This is a genomic window from Mesorhizobium loti, assembly GCF_013170705.1.
Lineage (GTDB): Bacteria > Pseudomonadota > Alphaproteobacteria > Rhizobiales > Rhizobiaceae > Mesorhizobium > Mesorhizobium loti_D.
The window spans coordinates 6,204,504-6,230,116 of sequence record NZ_CP033334.1 but is presented as its reverse complement, the minus strand read 5'-3'; the positions used below and the strand labels follow the sequence as shown (position 1 = coordinate 6,230,116).

Genomic DNA, 25,613 nt, shown 5'->3' with positions numbered 1-25,613 from the left:
GGGGAGATGGAGGGCATCGATCTCAGGCGCCTGCGCTATTTCATTGCGGTGTGCGAGCACGGGGGCTTTTCTCGGGCGTCCCAATCCATCGGCGTAGCGCAGCCTTCGCTGACGCGGCAGATCAAACTGCTTGAGAAGGAGGTCGGCGTTTCCCTGATCAACCGCAGCGGACGGGGAGCCGAGCCCACGGCAGAAGGCCGGTTCCTGCTGGGTCGATCCCGCCTTCACATAGATGGCCTGGATGACGCCGTTCGCGAGATGCGTCGGCGTTCCAATGAACTGAAAGGCGAGATATCGCTGGGTATCTGCCCAACTATCGCTTCGCTGTTCCTTGAGGACATCCGCAGTTTCGTCGGAGTTCAATGTCAGGGCGTGACACTGAACGTGGTCGAGGCCTACAGCGGCGACCTCGCCAGCCTCATGCGCGGCGGACGTCTCGACGCCGCGCTTACCTATCGGCCTACTTCGCCGGAAAGGCTCGACATCATCGATCTGTTCTCAGAGCGCCTTGTACTTGTAACGTCCTATGCCGGTGTGAAGCTCCAACCGCCGCGCCAGCTCAGCGACATCGGCCGTCTGAAGCTGATCCTCCCCAGCGAAATCCATGAGTTGCGGCGAATTATCGATCGGGTCTACCAGGCAAGGGGCATTGCCCTCAAGCCAGAGCTGGAACTCGATTCCCTTGGCGCGGTCAAAACCGTGATCGCGGATAAGGCCACGCAATATGCAACCATTCTGCCTCACTCAAGCGTGGCCCGTGAACTCTCTCAACACGCATTGAGTGCCTCCGCCATCGCCGACAGGGACATGACGCGAACCATCGCCCTGGTGCGGCCGCAGGAAAGCGCGGCCCAGCATGTCGTCCTCCCCATCCTGATTGACGAAATCCGCCGGTTGGCGCAGCGACTGAAGAAATCCCAGGGTAGCGCAGACACGGTGTCGTTGGGACAGGGCTAGAATAAGAGGCATTGCCTCGTGGCCTTACCATCACACCGTAGGGAGTCGAGTGTGCCGTTTCGCTATATCTCCCATTACAAAACGCTATTTGACGGAGGGACCCCTTCCGGTGCGATGGTATTGGAAAAGGACGTAAGGGAGCGAGCCATGCCAGGCGCGCTGGAGGGAACGGCCGTCACCTGAATCAAGGAGAGCCAAGATCGTGATGGAAACCGCCCCTGCAAGACGTGTCTCCGTTGCACGCCACGACACCAAGGGCGGTACCGACAACCCGGTGACGGCGACCGAACTCGCACAAAAAGCCCCCACGCAACTTGTCGCCGGCGGCAGTTCGGAAGGTCGCGCTGACGAATTAATGCCGTGCTTGGCCTGCCTACGACCGCTCGATACGTTCGCTGGGGGCACTTCGACGCCGGGGATGCTCGTCCCCAAGTCCGTACCGCGCGGAGCGCCTGATGCTTAAGCGCGGTCGCCAGCAATCCAGTAGAGGTGAATAGTCATGGCCGTATCAGCGACACTCCTAAGCAGGATCAAGGATAAGGACCTGGTCCGCGAAGCGGGATTGATCGGCAACGAATGGCTCGGTCGATCGCAGTCCGGCCAAACCTTCGACGTTACCAACCCGTCGACGAACGAGGTGCTGGCAACATTGCCGGATTTCACGCGAGTGGAAATCGCGAAAGCCATCGACGCAGCTCATGTGGCGCAGAAGGCCTGGGCTGCCCGTACGGGCAAGGAGCGCGCTGCCGTTCTGCGTCGCTGGTACGATCTCACAATCGCGAATCTGGATGATCTGGCCACCATTTTGACCGCCGAGATGGGCAAGCCGTTCGCAGAGTCGAAAGGCGAAATCCTTTACGGCGCGTCCTACATCGAATGGTTCGGCGAGGAGGCCAAGCGCGTCTATGGTGACACCATCCCTGGGCATGCTCGTGACAAGCGGATCGTCGTAATCAAGCAGCCCGTAGGCGTCGTCGGGGCCGTGACGCCTTGGAATTTTCCCTCGGCGATGGTGGCGCGCAAGATCGCTCCGGCCTTGGCGGTCGGTTGTTCGATGGTCTTCAAACCGGCAGCCCTGACCCCTTTGTCTGCCTTGGCACTGGCCGTGCTCGCGGAAAGGGCAGGGGTTCCCGCCGGTTTGCTGAGCGTAGTCCCGATCACCAAGAGTTCGGACTTCGGTGATGAGGTCTGCGAAAACGAAAAGGTACGCAAACTCACCTTTACCGGATCCACTGAAGTCGGCCGCACACTTATGGCGCAAGCATCCGCCCAGGTGATGAAGCTCAGCATGGAGCTGGGGGGCAACGCACCGTTTATCGTGTTCGACGATGCCGACATCGACGCTGCTGTCGAGGGAGCCGTGGTCTCAAAGTATCGAAATGCCGGACAGACCTGCGTTTGCGCCAACCGCCTATACGTGCAGACCGGCATTTATGAGGAGTTTGCGGAAAAACTTGCCCTTCGTGTGAAAGCCTTCAAGGTGGGCGACGGCTTCGCGGAAGGCACCGAGATCGGTCCCTTGGTCGACGATCGCGCCGTCGCCAAGGTCAGGCGCCACATCGAGAACGCCGTCGCTCATGGCGCCAACATCGTGGCTGGCGGCCCGAACCACCCCTTGGGCGGCAATTTCATCTGGCCGACCGTCCTGACCGACGTGACAGGCAAAATGGCGGTAGCCCGTGAAGAAACGTTTGGTCCCCTGGCACCCCTGTTCCGTTTCGATACGGTGGAGGATGTCATTGCCATGGCGAATGACACCGAGTTTGGGCTGGCGGCCTATTTCTACGCCAAGGATATGTCGCGCGTCTGGGCTGTGGCCGAAGCCCTTGAGTACGGCATGGTCGGCATCAACACTGGCCTGATTTCGACGGAAGTGGCGCCGTTCGGCGGCATCAAGCAATCAGGCTTTGGGCGGGAAGGCTCGAAATACGGCCTCGATGACTTCACGGAACTCAAATATCTCTGCTTCGGCGGTATCGCCTAACGCACGCAGGGTTGGCGAGCTGCATTTGGAATCCGAGGGGCGGTTGCATGGAACCAGGAATTGACGCGGCAGGTCTGATCCTGGCGATGCTCGAAGACCTTGGGTCGGAAGCAAGATGGATCGGAAGGACGGTGCGGAACATACCGCCCGCCGCCGTCTATGGCATTGCGCGGAAACCCGGCCGCTCTAGTCGCGCGTCGCTTCGATAATTTCTAACAGGCAATCGCCAGCTTGCGTGCGGCTGATGCCCAGATCCCGTACGCTGTTCATATGGTTCCGATCTTCCAGGGACAGGTTGCGGACACCGAGCCCGAGCGCGCGCAATCGCGTTGCGAAATCAGCCGCCTGCTTGTGGAATGGCGGCGTTTCTTGCGCACCTACCACGATCGTCACCGCGGTATCAGGATCGTGTTGCCGCGTCATCGGCGTGAAGGCCGCGGCCTCCTCGTCGGTGATGCCGATCATTGGCTCGAGGAAAGACGTCTGCAGGGGCTTCAGGTCGTAGAGGCCACCCAGCAGCAGCGCCGCATGGATGTGTGCCGGCGCAGGCGTCTTTTCAAACAGGAATGTCGCCAGATGCGCCCCGGCGGAATGGCCGCTGAGGCTTATCCGGCCGGGGTCGCCGCCATGGCTGGCGATGTTGTCCAGCACCCATTGCTTGGCGCGCCGGACCTGATCCACGATCGCCGCCATCCTCACCTCGGGCATCAGCGCATAGTCGACGATCACCGCGATCGCGCCAGCCCTGGTCACGGTATCCGCGACATAGGAATAGTCGGCCTTGGAGAACATGCGCCAGTAGCCGCCATGGATGAAGATATGAACCGGAAGATTGCCGCCCCGGCCCGGCGGAAAGAACAGGTCGAGCTTCTCGGCGGGGTGTTCGCCATAGGCGAGATCGCCCGCCATGGCCAGCGTCGCCCGGGTCGCGGCGCTGCGCGCCACGATATCGGCCACGATGTCATCAAAATCGGCAACGTGGTCGCGGGTGCGGAAGGGGTCTTTCTGCATGGGAGCCCGATCAGAAGGTGACGGCGATGTATTTCGCCTCCATGAACTCAGCGATGCCGTGATGCTGACCGCCTTCGCGGCCAAGGCCGCTTTGCTTGACGCCGCCGAAGGGCGCCGCTGGATCGGACATCAGCCCGCGGTTGAGCCCTATCATCCCCGCCTCGATACCCGACGCCACACGCATTCCACGTCCCACATCGCGCGTATAGATATAGGCGGCAAGGCCATATTCCGTGTCATTGGCATATGCGATGGCCTGCGCCTCGGTTTCGAACATGGTGATGGGCGCGACCGGCCCGAAGATCTCCTCATGCGCCATGTCGGCTTCGGGCGATACCTGCGACAGCACGGTAGGCGGATAGAAAAAGCCTTCGCGGTCCAAAATAGAACCGCCGCAAAGCACCTTGGCTCCCCGATCCACCGCGTCCTTGACGAGACGGTCGATCTTGTCCACGGCCTTTTTTGTGATCATCGGGCCGCACTCGGTATCGGCATTGGTGCCCGCTCCCACTTTGAGCGCCGCCATGCGTTTGGAAAGCCCGTCAGCGAACCGTTCGTGGATGCCTGACTGGACATAGATGCGGTTGGCGGCGGTGCATGCCTCGCCGGCATTGCGCATCTTGGCGATCATTGCACCGTCGAGCGCCGCGTCAAGATCAGCATCGTCGAACACGACGAAAGGCGCATTGCCGCCGAGCTCCATCGAACAGGAGATAACATGCTTGGCCGCCTCGCCGAGCAAGGTCCGGCCGACCCCGGTTGAGCCGGTGAAGGAGAGCTTCCTGACACGCGGATCGGCCAGCATGGCCGATGTCAGCGGACCAGGACTGGTCGTGGTGAGGACGTTGATGACGCCGGCCGGCACGCCGGCCTCACTATAGAGCGCGGCCAAAGCGTATGCCGTCAGTGGCGTTTCGCTGGCGGGTTTCAGGATGACCGTACAACCTGCCGCCAGTGCCGGCGCAATCTTGCGGGTGGCCATCGCCGCGGGAAAGTTCCAGGGCGTGATCAGCACGCAGATCCCGATCGGCTCATAGTCGACTACGATCCGGTTGGTGCCGGATGGTGCGGTACCGAATTCACCGGTGATCCGGACGGCCTCTTCGGCGTTCCACCGAAAAAACTCGGCCGCATATGCCACCTCGCCACGCGCGTCCCGCAACGCCTTGCCGTTCTCCAGCGAGATCAGCATGGCGAGCGTTTCAGAACGCTCGACCATGAGTTCGAAACAGCGCCGAAGGATTTCCGAGCGCTTGCGCGGCGCTGTCTCTCGCCATCCCTTGGCGGCCTTGGCCGCGGCCTCGACGGCGGTTGCGGCATCGTCGAGCGTCGCATCGGGAACCGCCGCGATCACGGCTCCCGAGGACGGATCGACCACATCGATGAGCTGGCCATCGGAAGAGGGGCGCCACGTGCCGTCGATGTAGAGCCCGTGCGAAAACCGGCGCACGTCATAGCCATCCTGGTCGATTTGCTGGGCAAGGTTCATCGTCTTTTTCCGTTCGTTCAATTGGCGCAGGCCGCGAGGTCGCCGTCGTGGGCTGCCTGAACCAGGCGTCGCATGGCGGCGAAATCGAATGGGCGCGGATTGTTCTTGATGAGGCGGTCGATGCCGAGCGCCTGCTCGGCGGTCCAGTCCAGTTTATCGGCGGGTAGGCCAAGATCCGCCAGCGTCGAGGTGATGCCGATCGCCGCGAACAGCCGCCTGATCTCCTCTATGGCAGCGCCGGCCTGCTCGTCTTCACTGCGCCCATTTGCGGAGAGCCCGAGCGCGCGGCCGATCTCGGCCATTTCAGCGGCGGCCACACGCCTGTTATAGGTCATGACGTAGGGCATCATGGTTGCCACGCCCAAGCCGTGCGCGGTGTGCGTCAGCGCCCCGGCGGGATATTGCACGGCATGAGCCGCCGCCGTTCCGGCGGTGCCGAATGCACACCCTGCCGCCAACGCGCCCATCATCACATCGGCACGCGCATCGGCATCGGTGCCGTCCGTGCAGGCTTTCTGCAGGCCGCGACCCAGCAGCTTTATGGCCAGCAGCGCGAAATGATCGGTCAGCGCCGTCTTGCCGATGAACACGTGCTTTTGCGGCAGGTCCGGGTCCTCGCCGCGCCGCATGGCGGTGAAAGCCTCGATTGCGTGAGTCAATGCGTCGGCGCCGGCGATCGCGGTCAGCCCGGGCGGACAGGTCATCGTGAGGTCGGGATCGCACAAGGCAACCGCGGCGATCAGATACGGGCTCGATATGCCGACCTTGAGTGTCCGGTCGGGATCGGAGATCACCGCGACCGGCGTCACTTCGGAGCCAGTGCCCGCCGTGGTGGGCACGGCGATCACTGGCAGCGTGGGACCGGGCACCTTGAACTCCCCATAGTAGTCCTGGAGTTTGCCGCCGTGGCTGAGCAGCAAGGTGGTGCATTTGGCAAAGTCGAGGCAGCTGCCGCCGCCAATGCCGATCACCATCTCGGGCCGGAACCCCGTCGCCTCGTCGACGCAGATGCTGACTGTTTCACGCGGTACGTCGGGAAGGACGCGGTCATGCACCAGCACCTCTATTGAGGCGTCCTGGAGCGATTTGACGACCTCCGCGAACACCGCGGTGCCGGCGAAGCGCTCGTCGGTACAGACCAGCGCGCGGCGCCCGAACCTGCTGGCGACTGTCGGCAGCGCATGACGCTGGCCTTTGCCGAAAAGGATTTCACGCGGAAGCCGGAGGGCGGCGAAGAGGCTCATGATGATCTTTTTTCCTTTGACGGCGGCTCAACTGGGAACTGGGAAAGGCTATCGCGACATGTCCGCCGCCTGTAGGCGAAGGGCGTTGGACGCGCCGCGGCGACACCTAGGCGGCGGCCCAAAAACATATCCGCTTTAAAATCGTATAGGATATAGGATTGCATCGGCCGGAGCATCGTGTTAGCAGTCCTTACTGTCAAGAGGCAAAAAGATGCAGACCGCGAACTCACCCGATACGACCGAAACGATTGGCGCAGCGGGGCGTATCCAGCGCTCCAACAGCCTGGTCGAAGATGTCTACGAAGCCATCTTCGCTCAGCTCATGGCGCTGAAGATCGCGCCGGGTTCACGCATCACCGTCGATAGCCTGGTCAAGGAATTCAACGTCTCGCACACACCGATCCGGGAGGCGCTCGGCCGCCTCGAAGGTGAAGGCCTGGTGCTCAAGACGCATCTCATTGGGTACCGCGCGGCACCCCAGATTACCCGTCGCCGTTTTGACGAATTGTACGAGATGCGCCTTCTGCTTGAGCCGCATGCCGCGGCGAAAGCCGCCGCTGCCATGGACGAAGCGAAGCTCAGCACTTTGCTGGAAGCGGCCGGCGTGATGTCGCGGCGCGAAGGCAAGGATGATCGCCTGCGCTATTCGAATTTCGCCCGGCAGGACGCGATCTTCCACGACAAGATCATGGAGTTTTCCGAAAACGAACTCATTCGGGAGACGCTGAGCCACCAGCACACCCACTTCCACATCTTCCGCCTGATGTACCATTCCCGCGTGACCGAGGAAGCGCTCGACGAACATGAGGCGATTCTCGCCGCATTCGGTCGGGCCGACCCGGACGCCGCCCAAGAGGCCATGCGCGTCCATATCGAGCATTCCCGCGATCGCTTGCTTCCGGCATTCGATTGAGGCTGGAACCGATGTCCATTGCCGCCAATATCGCAGGGGAGGGAGGAAGCACGCTGTCCTCTGGTGACATGCCGGGCGCCGTCGAACCGGTGCTGCGCGCCGGGCACCTCTCGAAACAATACGGCCCGGTGACGGTGCTCGCGGACGTCACGCTCGACATCCTGCCCGGTGAGATCCACGCCATCATCGGCGAAAACGGGGCCGGCAAGTCGACATTGATGAGGCTGCTGTCCGGCTATGTCGAGCCAAGCAGCGGCACCTTGTCGATGAACGGCCACCCGGTGAAATTCACCAAGCCCAGCCAGGCACAGGATGCCGGCATCGCGCTGGTGCATCAGGAGATCCTGCTCGCCGAGGCGTTGACGGTGGCGGACAATCTGTTTCTCGGGCGTGAGCTTTCGCGCGGCCCGGTCGTGGACGACCGTACCATGCGGCGGCTGGCGGCCGAGAAGCTGGCGCAGATCGGCTGTTTCGTATCGCCGACAGCGTTGGTGCGCGACATCTCGCTGGCCGACCGGCAGATGGTGCAGATCGCTCGCGCGTTGCTTGACGACTACAAGGTTGTGATCTTCGACGAACCGACCGCCGTGCTGACCGGCGGAGAGGTCGAACGGCTGCTGGAAATCGTTCTGCAGTTGAAGGCCCACGGCACCGCCGTGCTCTATATCAGCCACCGGTTGGACGAGGTGCAAAGGGTCGCCGACAAGGTGACCGTGCTGCGCGACGGCAAGATGGTCGGCACCTATCCCGGCAGGACGCTGAACCAGATGGACATGGCGCGTCTCATGGTCGGCCGTGAGCTGGCCGCGCTCTACCCCGAAAAGACCGGGGCATCATCCGATATCCCGATGCTGAGCGTCAGGAACGCCACCGTTCCCGGCTATGCCGAGGATGTATCGTTCACGGTCCACAGGGGCGAGATCCTCGGCTTTGCCGGGATGGTCGGCGCCGGCCGCACCGAGCTGTTCGAGGGTATCGTCGGCCTGCGCCCGGCAACCGCCACGGTCGAGCTCGAGGGCAAGCCGGTCCACTTCCAGTCGCAGCGCGCCGCGATCGACGCCGGCATCGGCTACCTGACCGAGGACCGCAAGGGCAAGGGATTGCTGCTGCAGGAGCGCTTGGCACCCAATCTGACACTCTCCGCGCTTAGCGTCTTCCATCCCGGTCTTTCGATAGGTCGCCGGCGCGAAACGGAGGCCTTGGAAAAGGCCGTCGAGACTTATGACATCAGGGTGAAAAGCCCGGCCGCAAAGGCGGCCCAACTCTCGGGCGGCAACCAGCAGAAACTGCTTCTGGCCAAGATCCTTTTGACCAACCCGTCGGTGGTCATCATCGATGAGCCGACGCGCGGCATCGATATCGCCAACAAGGCGCAGATCTACGCCTTCATCCACGGTCTGGTCGCCAAGGGGAAGGCCTGCATCGTCATCTCCTCGGAGATGCAGGAGCTGATCGGTATCTGCGATCGCATCCTGGTGATGCGTGAAGGACATGTCACCGGAGAACTCAGCGGCGCCGAAATGACTGAAAGCAATGTGGCGCTGCTGGCAACCAGTGGCCCGAAGCCGGGGCCAAAGGCCAAGGGAGGAACAGAATGGCTGTCATGACCGGATCCCCGACGACCCGCCGGATCAGCGATTTGAATCTCACCTGGACCGACGTCGGACCCTTCCTGGCATTGGCTGCCTTGCTCGTGGCGGGCTTTCTTATCAATCCGGACTTCCTCTCGGCCACCAACCTTGCCAACGTGATCACCCGCAGCGCCTTCATCGCGATCATCGCGGTCGGTGCGACGTTCGTCATCTCGTCGGGAGGGCTTGATCTTTCCGTCGGCTCGATGGCCGCTTTCGTCACCGGCATCACCATCATGTTCATGAACGCGATGGCACCGCATGCCGGCCTGTGGGCCATTCCCGCCGGAATGGTCGTTGCGATCCTGGTCGGGTTGCTGTGTGGGCTCGCCAACGGGCTGATCGTCACGGTGGGCCGGATCGAGCCGTTCATCGCGACGCTTGGCACGATGGGAATTTTCCGGGCGCTGATCACCTATCTGACCGACGGCGGCACGATCCCGATCGACCGGTCGCTGCGCGACGCCTACCGACCTGTCTATTTCGGTACGGTCGCCGGCATTCCGATCCCGATCCTGATATCCATCGCGGTTGCCGCCGTCGCATCCTTCATCCTCTACAAGATGAAATACGGACGCAAATGCGCGGCTGTGGGCGCCAATGAGGATGTCGCGCGCTATTCCGGCATCTCGGTCATCAAGACCCGCACCATCGCCTACATAGTCCAGGGCGCGTGCGTGGCGATCGCCGCGATCTGCTACGTGCCGCGCCTTGGCGCCGCCACGCCGACCACCGGACAGCTCTGGGAATTGCAGGTCATCACCGCCGTGGTGATCGGCGGCACCGCATTGCGCGGCGGCAAGGGCCATGTGTGGGGAACAGTCGCCGGCGCGGTCATCCTGGAACTGATCGCAAACCTGATGGTGTTGTCGGACTTCGTCTCCGAGTACCTCGTGGCCGCCGTTCAGGGCGTAATCATCATCATCGCCATGCTCATCCAGCGGTTTTCCAATTCGAAATAGCCCGTGTCCGGACCACGCGGGAGCCAGGTTTTTGTAGGTCCATGGGAGAAGAGAATGTTGAGTAGAAAATGGATCGCGGCGGCCGCCCTTGGCTCGCTGCTGCTGGCTGGACAGGCCATGGCGCAGGACAAGAAGGTCGTGGCGGTGTCGATACCGGCGGCTGACCATGGCTGGACCGCGGGTGTCGTCTATCATGCCCAGCAGGCCGCCAAGGAGATCAACGCGGCTTTCCCGGGCGTGGAAGTGGTCGTCAAGACGTCGCCATCGGCCGCCGAGCAGGTCAGCGCGCTCGAGGATCTGTCCGCCAGCCGCAAACTGGATGCATTGGTCATCCTGCCGTACAGTTCGGAAGAACTGACCCAGCCGGTCAAGGCCATCAAGGGCGCGGGAACCTTCATCACCGTCGTCGACCGAGGCCTGACCGATTCCTCGATTCAGGACCTCTATCTCGCCGGCGACAACATCGCGGTGGGCTCCAATACCGCGAAGTTCATGATCGACAAGCTGGGTGGCAAGGGCGATCTCGTCGTGCTGCGCGGCATTCCCACGGTCATCGACGACGAGCGCATCAAGGGCTTCGAGGACACGATCAAGGGCACCGGACTGAAGGTGCTGGACCTCCAGTACGCGCATTGGAACAGCGACGAGGCCTTCAAGCTGATGCAGGACTATTTGGCCAAGTATCCGCATATCGATGCGGTCTGGGCCAATGACGACGACATGCTGCTTGGCGTGCTCGAGGCCGTGAAGCAATCGGGCCGGACCGATATCAAGCTGGCTCTCGGTGGCAATGGCATGAAGGACATCGTCAAGAAGGTGATCGACGGCGACGCGATGACGCCGGTCGAGACCCCATACCCGCCGTCGATGATCAAGACAGCGATCTACATGACTGTTGCCAATCTGATCGGCCAGGCACCTGTCCGCGGCACCGTCAAGCTCGATGCGCCGCTGATCACCCAGGCCAACGCCAAGGAATACTATTTCCCTGACTCGCCATTCTGATCCGATCCGATCCCCAGAAGGCAAGGCGCGATCCGCGCCTTGCCGAGCCAAAACCGAGAGGAAGAGCCATGCCAGGCAAAAAGATACTGATGCTGACCGGTGAGTTCACCGAGGAATACGAAATCTTCGTCTACCAGCAGGCGATGGAAGCCGTGGGTCACACGGTCCACGTCGTGTGCCCGGACAAGAACGCCGGAGACGTGATCAAGACCTCGCTGCACGATTTCGAGGGCGACCAGACCTATACCGAAAAGCTCGGCCACTACGCGCTGATCAACAAGACGTTTTCCGACGCTGAGAAGCAGCTCGACCAATACCACGCGGTCTATTGCGCCGGCGGTCGTGGCCCTGAGTATATCCGCACCGACAAGCGCGTTCAGGCGATCGTGCGTCATTTCCATGAAGCCCAAAAGCCTATCTTCACGATCTGCCATGGCGTTCAGATTCTCATCGCAGTCGATGGCGTCGTGCGCGGCAAGAAGGTTGGCGCATTGGGGGCTTGCGAGCCGGAAGTCACACTCGCCGGCGGCACCTACATCGACCTGTCTCCGACGGAGGCTTATGTCGACGGGACGATGGTTTCGGCCAAAGGCTGGACGGCCTTGGCAGCCTTCATCCGGGAATGCCTGAAAGTGCTCGGCACGGAAATCCGGCATAACTAAAGATGGTCCAGGCAGAAAGTACTTGGAGCGGTTCACCACCCTGGTTTGAAGTTGCACCGCTCCAAGTGCACAAAGCTCTGGTCAAGCCGCGCTGGTGATCCATACGCCAGCTGGTTGTGCTAGCGCCCTGCGCTGCGCCACGCTTCGTACTCTGCGCGGGCGTCTTCATGCAGCGGATAATAGCGTTGCAGCGGCGCGCCCTGCATGAGCTTCTCTCGCGAAAACTCCTCCCAATCGTGATGCTTCTTCGAGTCTTCGATGACCTGCGCCGCCATCGCGACGGGAAACACCACCACCCCGTCGTCGGCAGCGATAAAGTCGCCGGGGATCAACGTGACACCGCCGGCAGGCAATCGGCGTCGATCACGCGGTCGTGGATCGATTACTGCTCCTTCTTGAACAAATCGCGCGACTGACGCCCGGAAGGTAGCCGACGCCCTGTCTCGAACGTACTGCCGTATCAATTACGCAGCCCGATATCCAAGCGGCAATCAGGGCGAGATGGTTGCCTGCGACCGCACGTCGAAATCAACCTGACATCTCTGACCTGCCGGAATTTGATCATCGGGATTGGGAAGTTCCAATCGAACCCCGAACGTACCGCTGGCGGCGTCGAAGACCTTATCCACCACGGTGACCGCTGCTCCACGCCTTTGCTGGTCAGGCTGGTTGAGGATGATCGAGCCGTGAGTCCCGACGATGATCTTGCCCCACAGATCGACGGGAACATAGGCTTCGACAAAGAGGGGATCGATCTGCACGATCGTCATGATAGGGCTGTCCTGGCGGACGAATTCACCGGCGCGCAGGCTCTGTTCGGCGACAAATCCCTTGATTGGGCTGCGGATGCTTTGCCGATCAAGCAGTGCCTGCTGGCGCTGAAGCTCGATCTGCGCGAGCAGCATCTTGCGCTTCTCGGTGTCGAGGTCGCGCTTGGCGATCTCGACATTGGCTTCCAGCTCCTCGACCTTCGAGGTGGCGACGGATCCAGAGTTCACCAGCTTTTTCGAGCGCGACAGATCTGCTTCGGCCAGCGTCAGCCGTGTCTGCTGCGCCTGCACGGCCTCGTCGGCCTCCGCCTGCGCCTTGGCAAGCGCGACATTGGCCTCCTCCACCGTCGATTCCAGCTTCGCCACCACGTCGCCAGGCAGCACGAGGGCGCCGCGACCGACAGCGACGGACGCCAACAGACCGGTGACCGGCGTACCGATCTGGACGCGCTGCGCCGGCTCGGCGACGCAGTCGAACGTCATGGCTCTGACGGCGGTGGCGGCAACGGAAAGAAGGGCGGCTGCAACGGCGACGATTGGCTTCATTGGTTCACTCTGGACGGCCGGAGAAGGCGAGGGTGCGGCTTTGTTTTTCATCGGAAGCCAGCAGGTCCTTGCGCATGCCCGCGTGCACACGTTCGGCACGGCGCTGGGCGTGGCGCAGCAACCAGCGCGACGGCCTCTCGCCGAGGATCGGAGCAGTTGCCCGGGCGAGGTTCTTGAACGCCCGGCTGGCCGCAAACTCGACAAGGGGATCGTCAAGCGACAGGATCGCCTGGAAGCAACCCGGCTGGCCTTGCCGGCCGCTGCGACCGGCGAGCTGGTCATCGATGCGGCGCGCCTCGTGGCGCTCCATCATGATGACGTGCAGTCCGCCGAGTTCCTCGACGCCTTCAGCCAGATGGATATCGGTGCCGCGCCCCGCCATGCTGGTGGCGACCGTGATGCGGCCGAGTTCACCGGCCTGCGCGACGATGGCGGCTTCCGCGCTGTCCTGCGCGGCGTTGAGAACAAGGTGCGGAAGCCCGGCATTGGCAAGATGCTCGCTGGCGATCATCGAGCAGGCCACGGAGCCTGTGCCGATCAGAACCGGAACGCCACGTGCGTGCAGCTCGGCGATGCGGTTGACCGCGAGCTCCCATTTGGCCTCTTCGTCGGGCAGTACCCGATCGACCAGGTTCTTGCGTCGCCTTGGCCGGTGCGTCGGGATCGCCACCACCGGTAGCCGATAGACATTCCAGAATTCACGGGCGACCTGGCGTGCCGTTCCTGTCATGCCGGAAAGATGTGCGTAGCGGCGGAAGAAGCGCTGATACGTCATGCGGGCTATGGTGGTGCGCCGCGCCGAGGGCTTGCAGCCCTCCTTGACCTCGATCATTTGGTGCAGCCCGTCGGTCCAGGCGCGGTCGGGCATCAGGCGACCGGTGTGCTGGTCGATGATCTGCACCTTGCCGTCACGGACGAGATACTCCTCGGCGCGATGAAAAAGATGCAACGCCGACAGTGCCTGGCGAGCGAATTCCTCACGGACGATGACACCGCGCCATTCCTTGCCATGCGCCTCGGCGAACTCGGCGACACGTTCGCGGCCGGCATCGGTCAACACCACTCGCTTCTGTTCTGTCAAAAGCAGATAGTCGGTACCCGCTTCCAGCGTGGCGGCGAGTTCCAACGCCTCCAGCGCCGCCTCTGCCGAAATTTCGCCCTTCGCTTCGCCCGAAATGACCAGCGGCGTTCGAGCTTCATCGACCAGCACGCTGTCGGCCTCGTCGACAATTGCAAAATGCAGGCCGCGCAGGCGCAACTTCTTCGATCGCGGTGTCTCGTCCTGCAGGCCCTCGAGCTTCAACCGCAGGTTCCCGTCGCGTTGGCCGAGCACGATGCGGTCGCGCAGGTAATCGAATGCCAGTTCCTTGTTGGTGCAATAGGTGATGTCGGCACCATAAGCCGCCTGCCGTTCCTGCATCGATTGACCGCTGACGACGACGCCGACGGACAGGCCGAGCGCATCGTAGATCGGCTGGGTAAGCTCGGCGTCACGCTTGGCGAGGTAGTCGTTCACGGTCACGACATGAACCGGCATGCCGGCGAGCGCCGCCGTGCCGGCAGCCAACGCCGCCGTCAGCGTCTTGCCTTCGCCGGTGGCCATCTCGGCGAGGTAGCCGCGGATCATCGCATATGCGCCGATCATCTGGACGGGGTAGTGGCGCCTGCCGCTCAAGCGCGCCGACAGTTCGCGGATGATTGCAAAACATTCGGCGACGGTGTCTTCCGGAAAGCCGCGCCTGCGCCTGAGCGACACCGAAACATGCCGCGCTCGCAGGCGAAGCGCTTCGTCCGACAACGCCCGCATCTCGCCGTCGAACGCATCTGCCTTGGGCACGATATCGGCGAGCCGGCGTGCACGGCGCCCCGAGCCCGCGACGACGGCATAGGCGAGGACACGCGAGGCGAATTCATCGAGCGGCGCCCGCTTGGCATCTTCGCGTTCGGCATAGAGGATCGGCAGCGGCGGCCTGATCAGAGCGGCGTCAGACATTGAAGCGGCTCAGGAAGGTTTGGCGCACGGTGCGCACCCAGCGCCAGATCAGCGGCTCCCTGCCGTGGTCGAAGCGAACGAAGACGCGGCTGCCCAGAAGCAGATGCTCGCCTGCCTGCTGGGGGGCAACGTCGAAAACGAACAGCCCTTCCAGCGCACGAGGCTTGCCGCTGGCGTCGTTTCCGGACCGCATGGCGACGGTTCCACCACCTTCCACGGAAAGCGCCAGGCTTGGCAGATCGAACTGGGCTGCCGGAACTTCCCGGCTGATACGGGCCGGCACCGGCTTTCCGAACTCGCCCGCGTACCGGACTTCGACGCCGTCAGTGCGCGCGCGCACCAGATCGACCTCGCTTTGCGGCACGATCACGCGCAACTGCGGCGTGGCGGTCGAGACGACATAGCCGACCAGATCGCCCTGGTTGAGGAACCGGCCGGGCAGGTTGGCCGCCTTTGGCAGGATGAATCGTCCCGCGTCATGGGCGCTTACCACCAGTCCGTCACGCCGCTGCTTCACCGAGGCGAGCACGCCCTCCATGTTTTTTATCTGCTCGAGCAGGACGTCCGCCTCGACGCGATCGGAGAACCGCACCGCCTCGTAACGCAATTGCAACTCGTGCCGCTGCGCCTCGATCAGTGCGACGCGGCCGCTAATACCTGGATCTTCCAGCCGCAGCAGTGGCGTTCCGGCCGAAACCATCGTGTCCGGTGCGGTGAGAATTTCGGTGACGATACCGGCGGTGTCGGCCCGCACTTCGGCGCGGTCCGGTATCCAGACCACACCCTGTGCCACCGTGCCGTACGGCATGGGCACGAACAGTACGAGCGTGGCCAGCCCGGCAACAGCGGCTCCGGTCAATGCGATGGCGCGTCCGCGCTGGCCTTGCAGGCGAGGCGTCGTCAGCAGGAATTTCAGGCCCTTGAAGATCGGCATCACGACGGTGCCGAAAACCGTGAACAGGGCAAGCAGGACGCCGATGAAGAACAACTTGGTGGCGACCAGCAATGCGATGGTGAGGCTGAGCATTATGCGGTAGCAGAAGGACAGCACGGCGTAGCCGAACAGCCATTTGCGTTCGCCCGGCGCCGAGGCCGGATTGTCGATATTCGTGATCCCCAGAAGGTAACGCTGGACGAGGTACCAGAAGTAACGGTTGGCGCGGGTGCCGAGATTGGGAACCTCGATCAGATCGGCGAAAATGTAGTAACCATCGAAGCGCAGCAGCGGGTTGCCGTTGAAGAACAGCGTCGAGATGCCGCCGATGACCATGACGTTGAAGGCGGCGGCGCGGGCAAGGCCAGGCTCCGCGTTGACCCAGAAGATCATGGCGGCGGCGGCCAATGCGAATTCGACCATGATGCCTGCGCTGCTGACGACCACGCGGCGCCACTTCTCGCGAAAAGCGGTCGATGCGGTTGCATCGACATAGGGCGCGGGAACGAAGATGAGCAGCATCAGCCCGACTTCGTGCACCGCGCCGCCCCACGCTTTGGTGGCGTAGGCGTGGCCCGCTTCGTGGAACGTCTTGACCAGCGGGTAGATGGCGATGATCAAGGCGACATTGCCGGCGCTGAGCAGGCGATCCGATGCGTCGGAACTCAGTTCGGACCAATGAAGCACCGCCAGCGCGATGCCCGTTCCGACCAGCGCCAGCCATGCGATCAGGCCATAGATCGTGAACAGTGGCCGAACCAGCGGCATGGTGAGATCGAGCCACCGGTCCGGATCGAACAGCGGCATGCGCAGCGCCATCGGATTGCGCAGCTTGTTGATCACCTCGTTGCGCGCCTGCTTGGCGGAGCGGTCGGTCAGTTCCTGGAAATCGGGCGGCAGTTCGCCCTGCAGAAGGTCCGAGGCGTGCAGTTCGGCAAGCAGGTGGATTGCTTCATCCTGCGTCGGCGGGTCGTCGCCGGCGCGTCGCCCGACGAGATCCCATATCTCATGCAAGGTGCGCCTGCCGTCCATGAGCGAGATCATCAGATTGGCGGACGCCGACAGCCGGTGGAAGCGTCCGGTCTGGTGATCCTGCAAAACGTACCAGATCTCGCCGCGGAATTTCTGCCGGTGAATCTGGGCATGCCTGCGTAGCCTGACTTTCAGCTCGGCGACGCGATACCAGGACGGGCTGAACAGCGACTTGGCCACGTCACGGCATCCAGCGCCAGCTTGCCAGGCGCCACCATTCCAGTACCGGCCGCGCCCATATCGAGACGAGCCGACGCTGGTCGATCGCGATCTTGGCGACGCCGATCATGCCGGGCCGCAGCCGCGGCGATGTATGCGTCAGGCTGCCCTCTACCTGGAAAAGGTTCTTGCCGTCCTTGGCCTGCGCCACCGGTGTGATCTTGCCCACGGTCAGCTCGAAATGCTCTTCCGGCAGGGAAGCGAAGATAACCTCGCCCTTCTGGCCCTCGCTGACGTCGGCGATCTGGCGTTCGTCGACCTGCATGACGACGCGGTAATCGGTCAGCGGCGCGATCTCGTAAAGCAGTTCACCGCGGCTGACCGAGCCGCCGATCCGCTGGCTGAGATCGCCGGACACGACGAGGCCATCGAACGGCGCCACGATCCTGGTGCGCGCTATCTGTTCGTCGATCAGCTTGAGCTGCGCGTCGGCCTGGTCGATCTGGCTTTTGACGACATTGATCGTGGCCGGCTGGCGGGTCGCCAGGGCCTTGTCGTATTCGAAACTGTATTGCTGCCGCTGGGTCGCCCAGCGCAGCCGCTCGAGTGCCAGTTCGCGGTCTTCGAGCGTCGCCAGTTCATCGCCGGATGTCACCACATCGCCGGCCCGCGCCTTGGCTTCCTGGATGAAGCCGTCATAGGAGGAAATGATCGCGCGGCGAACCGATCCTTCGATTTGCGCGTCGGCGTTGACGCGATAGGTGTCGGTGGCGAAGTAGCCAAAGGCCGCCGCCGCGGCGAGGCCGATCGCGGCGAGCTTGCGGCCGGTGTAGCCAGGCCCGAGCAGCCGCTTGATCTGCTGCCATAGCGATTCGCCGACCTTGAAGATCAGCCAACGGTCGTTCAGTCGTTTCTCGTTGAGAATGGGACCGATGGCGGTGGCGATCATGTCGAGGATCTGCACGATCTCAGGCTCGAAGGCATGACCGCGCCGGCGTTCGAACGTGATGGCGCCGACAAAGGCGTCGACGACGAACATCGGCACCGTGAGCACCTGGCCGTCATGCTGCAGCCGGGCGACTTCGCCGTGGGCGTGGGTGGCGATCGGCTCATCGACGCCGATCGGATAGAGGATGGAACAGCGCTGGTCGATGGCCTCGTCCATGGCCGCACCGATAGCGCGCACAAGGCCCATCTGGCGGCCGAACTGCGCGGTGTGCGAAATGGCGGCGATGCGGGCCGATCCGCGGCGCGTGAAGCCGACGCTGACCCGGGCGCAGTCGAAACGGATCGCGAGTTCCGTCGCGGCCGCCATGGTCGCGGGAGCAAATCGCTGGTGTTCGAGAACCGAAGCGATCAGGTCGAGCGTGGCGCGTGAACGGTCGAGCTGGCGCACATTGGTGCTGGCCCGCTGGCCGCGCAGATGATCGCGCAGCCAGGCCGAGCCCCACTGGATCTGGCGGATGGCGGCCCGCATCGCCTCCTTGGCCTGCGACGGCTTGGCGACGGCGATACCGACCGCAACCACCGCGATGACGGCATCGTCGAGAAGGATCGGAAAGGCCACGGAGGGACTGGCGACGGAATCGGCGGTCGTGCCGCGCGCCACGGCACGGCGTTCGGACAGGGCCAGTTCCGCCGTGCTCTTGAGGTCCGCTGGCTCGTCGTTCGCTTCCGGCCATGCCGACAGCAGGCGCATTCCTCCACGCGCCTCAACGAGCACAATGCCCTTCGACGCACCGGGGATCATGCTGCATTGCAAGGCGAGCCATGCGGTGGCCAGATCCTCGGATGTGCTTGCTTCGGAGAGGCGCTTCCAGAGCGCTGGCGCAAGAAGCGTCAAGGAACTGGCCGATGCGGCCTCTTCGGCCGCATCCGCATCGTCGCTTTGCGTGACCTTGGCCATTTTTCCCGGTCGCTTACTCGACGTTGAGTGACCCGTAGCGGGCCTCATGCTCGCGCAGCACGCCACCGAGCACGGTCCACAACCGTTTCGCCGCCAGGGGCGTCAGGATGATGCGATTGGACAGCTCGACCGAAACGGAGCCGCCATCCTCGACATTCCAGGTCCGGTTGGTGCCGAAGAACAGGTCGACCTGTTCCCTTGTGCCTTGAACGTTGACCACATTGGCGAAGTGGGTGGTCATCTGGTCCTCAAGCCACTGGACGCCCTTGCGCGCCGTGCCGTCTTCCTTTTTGGGTGCTGCGGGTCTTGCGGGCTTAGCGGATGCTGGTGTCTTGGCCATTTGGTCTCCCATGCCTGTCGTCGCTGCCTCGATCGCGGTCGAGAACCACGGTCGTCGAATGCGCTGCCGGTTTTTACGATTCTCGCCCCGAGAAAGGCACCGACCATCTCGGTCGACACGCCCGAGGCGGACAATAATTCAAATGGGTCGGGACCGAAAGACGTCTTCGCAGCGTAAAGGGAGAAGCGGGAGGTAACGTTACCGCGGCCCGCGCACGGCTCGGACCGCGAAGAATCGCGTGCGAGCCGAGAGCCGGCCTCGGCTAGAAATGGTAGGCGAGGCCGATCCTGCCGGTCAGCAGCGACGGCTTCAGCTCATTCTGATCGAGCTGGGTGTTGGCGACGGTCAGGCCATCCACCGCCTTGGTGTACAGGCCTTCGACACGCAGGCTGAGCTTGTCTGTCAGGGCCGATTCAATACCGCCGCCGATCTGGTAGGCCGACAGCATCTTGCTGCCGCCACCATCGAGCCCGAAGAACTCATCATTGGCGTCGGTCCACAGGCCAGCAAAGCCACCCTTGGCATAGACAAGGGTTGAAGGCGTGGCGAAGTAGCCGGCGCGAGCAGTGAGGGAGAGCTCAGCCTTGACGGTGCCAAACAGCGTCGGAGCGCTCGGATCGAGTGAATTCTGCGACGGATCCTTGAAACGTGCATCAAGGTAGTCAGCACCAGCTTCGACACCGAGCAGATAGGAAGAGCCCAGAAGGAAATTGTAGCCGGCAAAGATTCCGCCACCAATGCTCTGCGCCCCATAGGGACCGACGGTTGCGCCGGGCACGTCGACATCGAGATGCATGACGCCGAAATTGTACGAACCGTCGACGCCGGCATAGAAGCCGTTCCAGTTCATGTCGGGCGCGGCCTCGGCGGGGTAAGCGGAGCCATGCTGCGCGTTGAAGCGATAGGCCAGGCCCGCGGTCACCAGCAGATAGTGGGGATTGAAGGATTCGAAATCGTCTTCGAGAGTGAATTTGTTGAACGCCTGGTAATAGTTCGCCTCGATACGGGCCGTCAGGTTGCCATAAAGGAAGGTTTCAGCGCCAATGCCGATTTCGGCGGCGCCGACCGTCTTGCTGGCAGTGTCGAAAAAGCCTTGCTCGATATCGTCAAGCTTGATGCCGGCATATCCCAGCCGGCCATAGACCAGCGTCTGCGGCGTCACCAGGTAGCCCGCGCGACCGGATACCGAATAGATCGATTTTGCCTTGACCAGCGTTCCGAAGCCACCGGCGGCGAAGGGCGAATAGTCGGCGTCGATCTGCGTATAGTCCAGTTCAAAACCCGCCACCCAGCGATTGCTGAACTGGTAATCGAAGCCGCCATGGACGCCGTAGGCGAAGTCCGCGGCGCCAAACTTGTAGCTGACGGTCCTATCTCCCGCAGACACCGGCAACTGGTCGTAGCCCATATTGCCGAAGGCACCACCGCCGTGCACGCCGACAAAGAATCCGGTCCACGACGGGCCGGTGGCTTCCTGGGGCGCGACGATTTGGTCTGCGGCTCGTGAAAGCGAGGTGACGGAAACGAGCGCGGCGATCGTGACCGACGCTGCGAATAGACTGCGGACCATAAAGTCACTCCCTCACCCAATGTTATTGCGACTAACACGCGGTTCTGAAATGTGTCAAAAAATTGTCCGCAGATTGGGCTCGATCCTATACGCTTGCGATGTACTGTGTTGAATCTGCCACAATAGATGACGATGCCGGTGAAAATAGACGGCCTTAACTGTCGAAAGCTCGAACCGATGAGGCTGGGCAAGTGGAACGTGGGCGAGGACTGGGCGTGATCAATATCGATCCGATACGGCAGGTAGACCGTTTCCTCGAAACCGAGATTGAGTCGCGGGCCCTGGCTCTCGCTTTGTCGCGTGGGCTGGTCGACCTGCTGGCTGGCCGACAGTCGGTGGCTCGAAGCGATATCTATCGCTTGGCTCAAATGCCCGAGACTGCTTTCGACTTCTTTCTTCAGTTGCTGGCAAGCAATGGAGTGGTTCGTGGCGAGGATCCGCTCCGCCTGACGCCGGATTTCCGCGAAGCGCTTGCCCACCGTGACCTGCTGGAGGCAAAGCTCTGGTTCGCCAATCTGGCGGCGCCGGACGTTCATGGCCTTTTTGCGGAACTGCTTTCGGATATTCCGCAGTTCATGGCGCGAGCCCAGGTGTTCGAGCTTTTCCGTTACGACCGCTGCATGGAGGTGACGCCGGAAAACCTCGCCGCCACGGCGCGATGGGTAGGCTACACCTCAACGCTTACCCGATACGAAGCGCCGGCCTGTCTCGACCGGCTGAACCTCGCCGGACACAGGAGGATCCTGGATGTCGGCGGAAACAGCGGTGAATTCGCCCGGCAGATATGCGAGCGCAATCCGTCGATGGAGGCGACGGTTTTCGATCTGCCCGTCGTCTGCGCGCTCGGCCGGCGCCATGTCTCAGGCTCGCCACAGGCGGCGCGGATCACCTTCGAGGAGGGCGATTTTCGCCGCGACCGGCTGCCGGCCGGCCACGACATCATCAGCTTCAAGTCGGTGCTGCATGACTGGCCGCGGGACGATGCCGCCACGTTCATGCGAGAAGCAGCGGCCGCGCTCGAACCCGGTGGGCGCATGGTGATCTTCGAGCGCATGCCGATCGAGCCCGCCGGCATCAGGCTCCCCTATTCAATGGTCGCCAACCTTGTCTTCCTGCCGTTCTTTCGCAAGCCGGATTTTTACGCGGTCGAACTCGACAAACTCGGCTTTATCGATATCAGTATCCAGTCCGTTGGGATCGAGATGCCTTTTGCGCTGATCACAGCGAGAAAGAAATGGCAATGAAGCGGGCGCCCATTGTCGCGATATCGGGCCACCCCGGCAGCGGCAAAACCTCGTTGACCAAGGCATTGCAGGATCGGCTCGGCGTGCCGGCCCTGCACTATGACGATTTCGAGACCATCACCGCATCGCCGCCATCAGAGATCAGGGATTGGATCGAACGCGGGTCGAACTACGACGAGATCATGCTGGAGCCGCTGGTCCGGGAGATGATCCGGCTTGCCGAAACGACGCCACCCCCGAAATGCGTCCTGCTCGACACGCTGCTCGGGCGCGCGCACGGCGCTACCGGCGAACTGATCGACACGTTGATCTGGGTCGATACGCCGCCCGACATAGCGCTGGCCCGCAAGATCGGCGAAGCGGCGGGCAGGGCACGCGCGACCCCTGGCGAAGCGCCGGCCTTCATGGGATGGCTGGAGTCTTACCTGGCGCATTACACGGGATTCATCGCCGGCACTTATGCCATGCAACGCGAACGGGTGCGGCCCGCCGCCGACATCATCATGGATGGCCAGGCTTCAGTGGACAGGCTTGCTGAAGAGGCAGTGCTTGCGATCCTGCAGCGGCTGGATCGGTTTGCCGAGGCCGGCGACCCGAAGCGGACGCCGATCGAAGCGCAAGGCAAGCGCATGCTTTCGCTGATCGAGGATTTGAACTGCCCATTCGGGCTCGAGCGATCGGCCAAGCTTGGCGATGGCGAGATCAACGAGGAGCGGTTCCTCGCCATCGTGCACAAGGATTCGCTGGGAACCGATCCCAAGGCCGGACTTCGTTCGATTGCCCGCAAGCTGTCGCTGCCGGAAGCCATGCTTGCCATGTTGTGCGAACATCTTGGCGAGGCCGAGATCGTGCATTTCGGTTACGAGGGCGGCAAGGCCGGACTGTACAAGATCTATGTCGAGTTTTCCGGACGGGTCCGGCGCGGTCTGGCGAAGGGGGCGAAACCGGTGACCGAGCTGGTCCATGTCGCCGTCAAATGGCGACCCGACGACCCTCAATCCGCCAGGGTTTCGCGCTATCTCTGGCCGGCCGAAGCACGTGGTGTCGCCGCAATCCGGCAGCGTCTCGCCGGATTGCGTGCCAATGCCGCTGCCTTTCCCTCGGTCGATGCCGCCTTTGAGATGATCGAGGCGGCGCGCCACCATTGCCCGGACGACCGGATTTTCTTCATGGAGGTGCAGGAAGACGGATCGCCTCGGCATTCCTTCGACATCAACTTCTACTCGGCCGGTCTGCAGGTTGCCTCGGTGGAGGACACGGTCAGGCGGCTGGGGCGTGCCTATGGTATCGAGCCGGCTAAGATTGATGGATGGCTTTCGCGGATCGCCGGCGAACCGCTCGGTCATCTGTCCGGCGGAATTGGACGCAATGGCCGGGATTTCGCGACGCTTTATTTTGGCGCATCCGCAAGAAAGGGCGTTGGCCGTGGCTGACTTTCTTGAGTGGACGCAGCCGGGTGACAAGCAGTTCGACTATTGCCTTTGGCCTTACGAACCGGTGGCCGCCACGGCGGGCAAGCTGCGCTCCTCGACGCTGCTCTGGCAATCCTTCGAGGCGCTTGGCGCTCCGCCCCTGCTGAACGAGATGGTGCGCGCGGTACAGGGCGAAATCGGTCCGTTCCGGACCGTGTGGGGCGTCAAGCAAAAAGGCAGCGATTTCAGCTGGGAGCTCTATTTCTACGACTACGAGCGCCTTGAGCGAGAAGTCTCGATAGAACGGGTGCTGGCTGCGTTGGCGCCCTATGCGCCGTCGGCGCTCGCCTTGTCGCCGAAGCGCCCCTACTTCATGTTCTCGCTCGATCTCGATGCCGCACTCGGCGCGCAGGAACGCGGGATCGAAGAGATCAGCGTCTATCTCGGCAATCCGAGCGGCGTGGTTTCGTCCGGGCTCTGCTACCAGCTCAGCCCGTCCGGCTTGCGCTTCGACAACCTCTATTATTTCTTCGACGCCAAGGATGATTGGGAAGACATTGTGGGCAAGGTCGCGGCGTCGGCGCATCTCGACCTCGACGGCCTCGATATCTCCTCCATCCTGTGGCCGGAACTCTGCGACTGCGGCATCATCGTCGTTGCCAACAAGAAGTACAATGACGGTGTTTATTTCTCCCGGATACGCATCGACCAACTGATCTGGTTCGTCGACAGGCTAGGCTATCCCGACGCCATCCAGGCCTTCCTGACCGCCAACAAAGCCCGGCTCGACCACATGCTCTATGATGTCGGCATCGATTACCGTATGATCGACGGCAGGCTGGAAATTCTCAAAAGCGCCTATTACGGCGTTCTGTAGATTTCTCATGGGCGCGTGATGGCAATCTACGATCATAGCAAATACGTGTCGCTGACGATGGAGTTCCGCTGCAACCTCAAATGCGTGCATTGCATGATCGAGGGCACGATGGATCGCCTTGCGCCCGAGAGCGATGACAGCTTCCGTGAGTTGCTCGCCCACAACAGCCGCACCCGCCAATGGACGGGCCTTATCCTCACCGGCTCGGAAATCACACTTCGCCGCGACCTGCCGGACCTGGCTCGCCAGGCACGTGCCGCCGGCTTCGACCATGTCCGTATTCAGACGCATGGCATGCACCTGGGCCGCCGGGCGTACAGTGAGAGCCTCGTGGAAGCGGGTATAGATGAATTTTTCGTGAGCGTCGCCGGAAGCGACGCCATGACCCACGACACGATAACCACGGTCAAGGGTTCGTTTGAAAAGACGGTACGCGGATTGGAGATCCTCGACGAATATCCGGGCGTCGCTACAATCACCAATACTGTTGTAACTGAAGCCAGCTATCGATTGTTGCCGGCCGTTGTTGACAGGCTTGCGCATCTGAAGCGGCTCACGCAGATGGAATTCTGGTTGTATTGGCCGATGGCCGAGACCGACGAGAAGGGCCTGGCCGCCAACCATCTGGACGTATTGCCCTACCTGAAGGAGGCGGCGCGCAAAGCGCGCGCATACGGTCGTTCGGTGGAGATCAAGAACTTTCCCGAGTGCCTGCTCGGCGACGATTCTTTACTTCTGGTTAACGATCAGCCGCAACTTTACATCGACCCTGCCTTCTGGGACGAGTTCGCAAAAAACGGCTTCTATCAATGCCCCTACAGGGACAGTTGCGCGTCAACACAATGCCTTGGCCTCAACAGCGCTTATGTCAAAAGATATGGCGATCATGCAGATCGACTGGTCCCGCTGATCAATTCTTCAAAAGAAGCTGTTGCCCTTGCGGAAACCATCGTCTAGTTTCCTAATAAAGGG

20 protein-coding genes and 1 pseudogene are annotated in these 25,613 nt (G+C 62.3%); 11 read left to right on the top strand and 10 right to left on the bottom strand.

What is annotated here, in order from left to right; genetic code table 11:
- Window positions 1–6 precede the first annotated feature (6 nt).
- Both EB815_RS30350 and EB815_RS30345 read left to right on the top strand, forming a co-directional pair.
- The gene (locus EB815_RS30350; protein WP_155772364.1) at window positions 7–957 is read left to right on the top strand and encodes a LysR family transcriptional regulator; all 951 of its coding nucleotides are present in this window, start codon (window positions 7–9) and stop codon (window positions 955–957) included.
- Window positions 958–1,456: 499 nt separating this feature from the next.
- Window positions 1,457–2,941, top strand: a complete 1,485-nt coding sequence (locus EB815_RS30345; protein WP_056565116.1) for an NAD-dependent succinate-semialdehyde dehydrogenase — start codon at window positions 1,457–1,459, stop codon at window positions 2,939–2,941.
- Window positions 2,942–3,127: 186 nt separating this feature from the next.
- On the opposite strand, the gene EB815_RS30340 is transcribed toward EB815_RS30345, so the two are convergent.
- The 3 genes from EB815_RS30340 to EB815_RS30330 are packed head-to-tail and all read right to left on the bottom strand — an operon-like array spanning window position 3,128 to window position 6,685.
- A complete protein-coding gene (locus EB815_RS30340; protein WP_065004915.1) occupies window positions 3,128–3,952 on the bottom strand; it encodes an alpha/beta hydrolase in 825 nt (274 codons plus the stop codon).
- A gap of 10 nt (window positions 3,953–3,962) precedes the next feature.
- Window positions 3,963–5,441, bottom strand: a complete 1,479-nt coding sequence (locus EB815_RS30335) for an NAD-dependent succinate-semialdehyde dehydrogenase (RefSeq protein WP_056565111.1) — start codon at window positions 5,439–5,441, stop codon at window positions 3,963–3,965.
- A gap of 17 nt (window positions 5,442–5,458) precedes the next feature.
- Window positions 5,459–6,685, bottom strand: coding sequence for an iron-containing alcohol dehydrogenase (locus tag EB815_RS30330; protein ID WP_056565108.1), 1,227 nt, complete (start codon window positions 6,683–6,685; stop codon window positions 5,459–5,461).
- A gap of 211 nt (window positions 6,686–6,896) precedes the next feature.
- Here EB815_RS30330 and EB815_RS30325 point away from each other — a divergent pair, with 211 nt between their 5' ends.
- The 5 genes from EB815_RS30325 (at window position 6,897) to EB815_RS30305 (ending at window position 11,858) form a co-directional block, all read left to right on the top strand.
- On the top strand, window positions 6,897–7,598 hold the full coding sequence (locus tag EB815_RS30325) for a GntR family transcriptional regulator (protein WP_056565107.1): 702 nt from the start codon (window positions 6,897–6,899) through the stop codon (window positions 7,596–7,598).
- An 11-nt stretch (window positions 7,599–7,609) separates the two neighbouring features.
- Entirely contained in the window at window positions 7,610–9,205 is a 1,596-nt protein-coding gene (locus EB815_RS30320; RefSeq protein ID WP_081294653.1) for a sugar ABC transporter ATP-binding protein, read from the top strand.
- On the top strand, window positions 9,193–10,191 hold the full coding sequence (locus EB815_RS30315) for an ABC transporter permease (protein WP_056565103.1): 999 nt from the start codon (window positions 9,193–9,195) through the stop codon (window positions 10,189–10,191). Before EB815_RS30320 ends, EB815_RS30315 begins: the two co-directional genes overlap by 13 nt.
- A gap of 54 nt (window positions 10,192–10,245) precedes the next feature.
- Window positions 10,246–11,196: a substrate-binding domain-containing protein gene (locus tag EB815_RS30310; RefSeq protein WP_056565101.1), complete on the top strand. Its 951-nt coding sequence runs from the start codon at window positions 10,246–10,248 to the stop codon at window positions 11,194–11,196.
- 68 nt (window positions 11,197–11,264) lie between these two features.
- On the top strand, window positions 11,265–11,858 hold the full coding sequence (locus EB815_RS30305; protein WP_056565099.1) for a DJ-1/PfpI family protein: 594 nt from the start codon (window positions 11,265–11,267) through the stop codon (window positions 11,856–11,858).
- Between the two features lie 119 nt (window positions 11,859–11,977).
- Here the strand turns inward: EB815_RS30305 and EB815_RS30300 are convergent.
- The 7 genes and pseudogenes from EB815_RS30300 to EB815_RS30270 form a co-directional block, all read right to left on the bottom strand.
- A pseudogene (locus EB815_RS30300) lies at window positions 11,978–12,221 on the bottom strand (ribonuclease activity regulator RraA); the annotation flags it as partial.
- Between the two features lie 128 nt (window positions 12,222–12,349).
- Complete coding sequence (locus tag EB815_RS30295; RefSeq protein WP_056565091.1) at window positions 12,350–13,174, bottom strand: efflux RND transporter periplasmic adaptor subunit; 825 nt, start codon at window positions 13,172–13,174, stop codon at window positions 12,350–12,352.
- Window positions 13,175–13,178: 4 nt separating this feature from the next.
- Window positions 13,179–15,167 (bottom strand): preprotein translocase subunit SecA, encoded by a 1,989-nt coding sequence (locus tag EB815_RS30290; RefSeq protein ID WP_056565087.1) that lies wholly within the window; start codon window positions 15,165–15,167, stop codon window positions 13,179–13,181.
- The gene (locus tag EB815_RS30285) at window positions 15,160–17,313 is read right to left on the bottom strand and encodes a PqqD family peptide modification chaperone (RefSeq protein ID WP_056565083.1); all 2,154 of its coding nucleotides are present in this window, start codon (window positions 17,311–17,313) and stop codon (window positions 15,160–15,162) included. Before EB815_RS30285 ends, EB815_RS30290 begins: the two co-directional genes overlap by 8 nt.
- Before the next feature lies 1 nt (window position 17,314).
- Window positions 17,315–19,198, bottom strand: a complete 1,884-nt coding sequence (locus EB815_RS30280) for an HlyD family efflux transporter periplasmic adaptor subunit (protein ID WP_056565082.1) — start codon at window positions 19,196–19,198, stop codon at window positions 17,315–17,317.
- Between the two features lie 13 nt (window positions 19,199–19,211).
- A complete protein-coding gene (locus EB815_RS30275) occupies window positions 19,212–19,538 on the bottom strand; it encodes a DUF3467 domain-containing protein (protein ID WP_056565077.1) in 327 nt (108 codons plus the stop codon).
- A gap of 262 nt (window positions 19,539–19,800) precedes the next feature.
- Entirely contained in the window at window positions 19,801–21,108 is a 1,308-nt protein-coding gene (locus tag EB815_RS30270) for an outer membrane protein (RefSeq protein WP_056565074.1), read from the bottom strand.
- Window positions 21,109–21,323: 215 nt separating this feature from the next.
- Between EB815_RS30270 and EB815_RS30265 the strand changes: the two genes are divergently transcribed.
- The 4 genes from EB815_RS30265 to EB815_RS30250 are packed head-to-tail and all read left to right on the top strand — an operon-like array spanning window position 21,324 to window position 25,598.
- Window positions 21,324–22,352, top strand: a complete 1,029-nt coding sequence (locus EB815_RS30265; protein ID WP_244493921.1) for a methyltransferase — start codon at window positions 21,324–21,326, stop codon at window positions 22,350–22,352.
- Entirely contained in the window at window positions 22,349–23,785 is a 1,437-nt protein-coding gene (locus EB815_RS30260) for a hypothetical protein (RefSeq protein WP_056565071.1), read from the top strand. Before EB815_RS30265 ends, EB815_RS30260 begins: the two co-directional genes overlap by 4 nt.
- The gene (locus tag EB815_RS30255) at window positions 23,778–24,641 is read left to right on the top strand and encodes a hypothetical protein (protein ID WP_244493920.1); all 864 of its coding nucleotides are present in this window, start codon (window positions 23,778–23,780) and stop codon (window positions 24,639–24,641) included. The genes EB815_RS30260 and EB815_RS30255 overlap by 8 nt, the downstream gene beginning before the upstream one ends.
- A gap of 18 nt (window positions 24,642–24,659) precedes the next feature.
- On the top strand, window positions 24,660–25,598 hold the full coding sequence (locus tag EB815_RS30250) for a radical SAM protein (protein ID WP_056565065.1): 939 nt from the start codon (window positions 24,660–24,662) through the stop codon (window positions 25,596–25,598).
- The last annotated feature ends 15 nt before the right edge of the window (window positions 25,599–25,613 follow it).

Coding starts and splice junctions, on each gene's coding strand:
- EB815_RS30350 (WP_155772364.1), top strand. CDS start 7: ATGGAGGGCATCGATCTCAGGCGCCTGCGCTATTTCATTGCGGTGTGC.
- EB815_RS30345 (WP_056565116.1), top strand. CDS start 1,457: ATGGCCGTATCAGCGACACTCCTAAGCAGGATCAAGGATAAGGACCTG.
- EB815_RS30340 (WP_065004915.1), bottom strand. CDS start 3,952: ATGCAGAAAGACCCCTTCCGCACCCGCGACCACGTTGCCGATTTTGAT.
- EB815_RS30335 (WP_056565111.1), bottom strand. CDS start 5,441: ATGAACCTTGCCCAGCAAATCGACCAGGATGGCTATGACGTGCGCCGG.
- EB815_RS30330 (WP_056565108.1), bottom strand. CDS start 6,685: ATGAGCCTCTTCGCCGCCCTCCGGCTTCCGCGTGAAATCCTTTTCGGC.
- EB815_RS30325 (WP_056565107.1), top strand. CDS start 6,897: ATGCAGACCGCGAACTCACCCGATACGACCGAAACGATTGGCGCAGCG.
- EB815_RS30320 (WP_081294653.1), top strand. CDS start 7,610: ATGTCCATTGCCGCCAATATCGCAGGGGAGGGAGGAAGCACGCTGTCC.
- EB815_RS30315 (WP_056565103.1), top strand. CDS start 9,193: ATGGCTGTCATGACCGGATCCCCGACGACCCGCCGGATCAGCGATTTG.
- EB815_RS30310 (WP_056565101.1), top strand. CDS start 10,246: ATGTTGAGTAGAAAATGGATCGCGGCGGCCGCCCTTGGCTCGCTGCTG.
- EB815_RS30305 (WP_056565099.1), top strand. CDS start 11,265: ATGCCAGGCAAAAAGATACTGATGCTGACCGGTGAGTTCACCGAGGAA.
- EB815_RS30295 (WP_056565091.1), bottom strand. CDS start 13,174: ATGAAGCCAATCGTCGCCGTTGCAGCCGCCCTTCTTTCCGTTGCCGCC.
- EB815_RS30290 (WP_056565087.1), bottom strand. CDS start 15,167: ATGTCTGACGCCGCTCTGATCAGGCCGCCGCTGCCGATCCTCTATGCC.
- EB815_RS30280 (WP_056565082.1), bottom strand. CDS start 19,198: ATGGCCAAGGTCACGCAAAGCGACGATGCGGATGCGGCCGAAGAGGCC.
- EB815_RS30275 (WP_056565077.1), bottom strand. CDS start 19,538: ATGGCCAAGACACCAGCATCCGCTAAGCCCGCAAGACCCGCAGCACCC.
- EB815_RS30270 (WP_056565074.1), bottom strand. CDS start 21,108: ATGGTCCGCAGTCTATTCGCAGCGTCGGTCACGATCGCCGCGCTCGTT.
- EB815_RS30260 (WP_056565071.1), top strand. CDS start 22,349: ATGAAGCGGGCGCCCATTGTCGCGATATCGGGCCACCCCGGCAGCGGC.
- EB815_RS30250 (WP_056565065.1), top strand. CDS start 24,660: ATGGCAATCTACGATCATAGCAAATACGTGTCGCTGACGATGGAGTTC.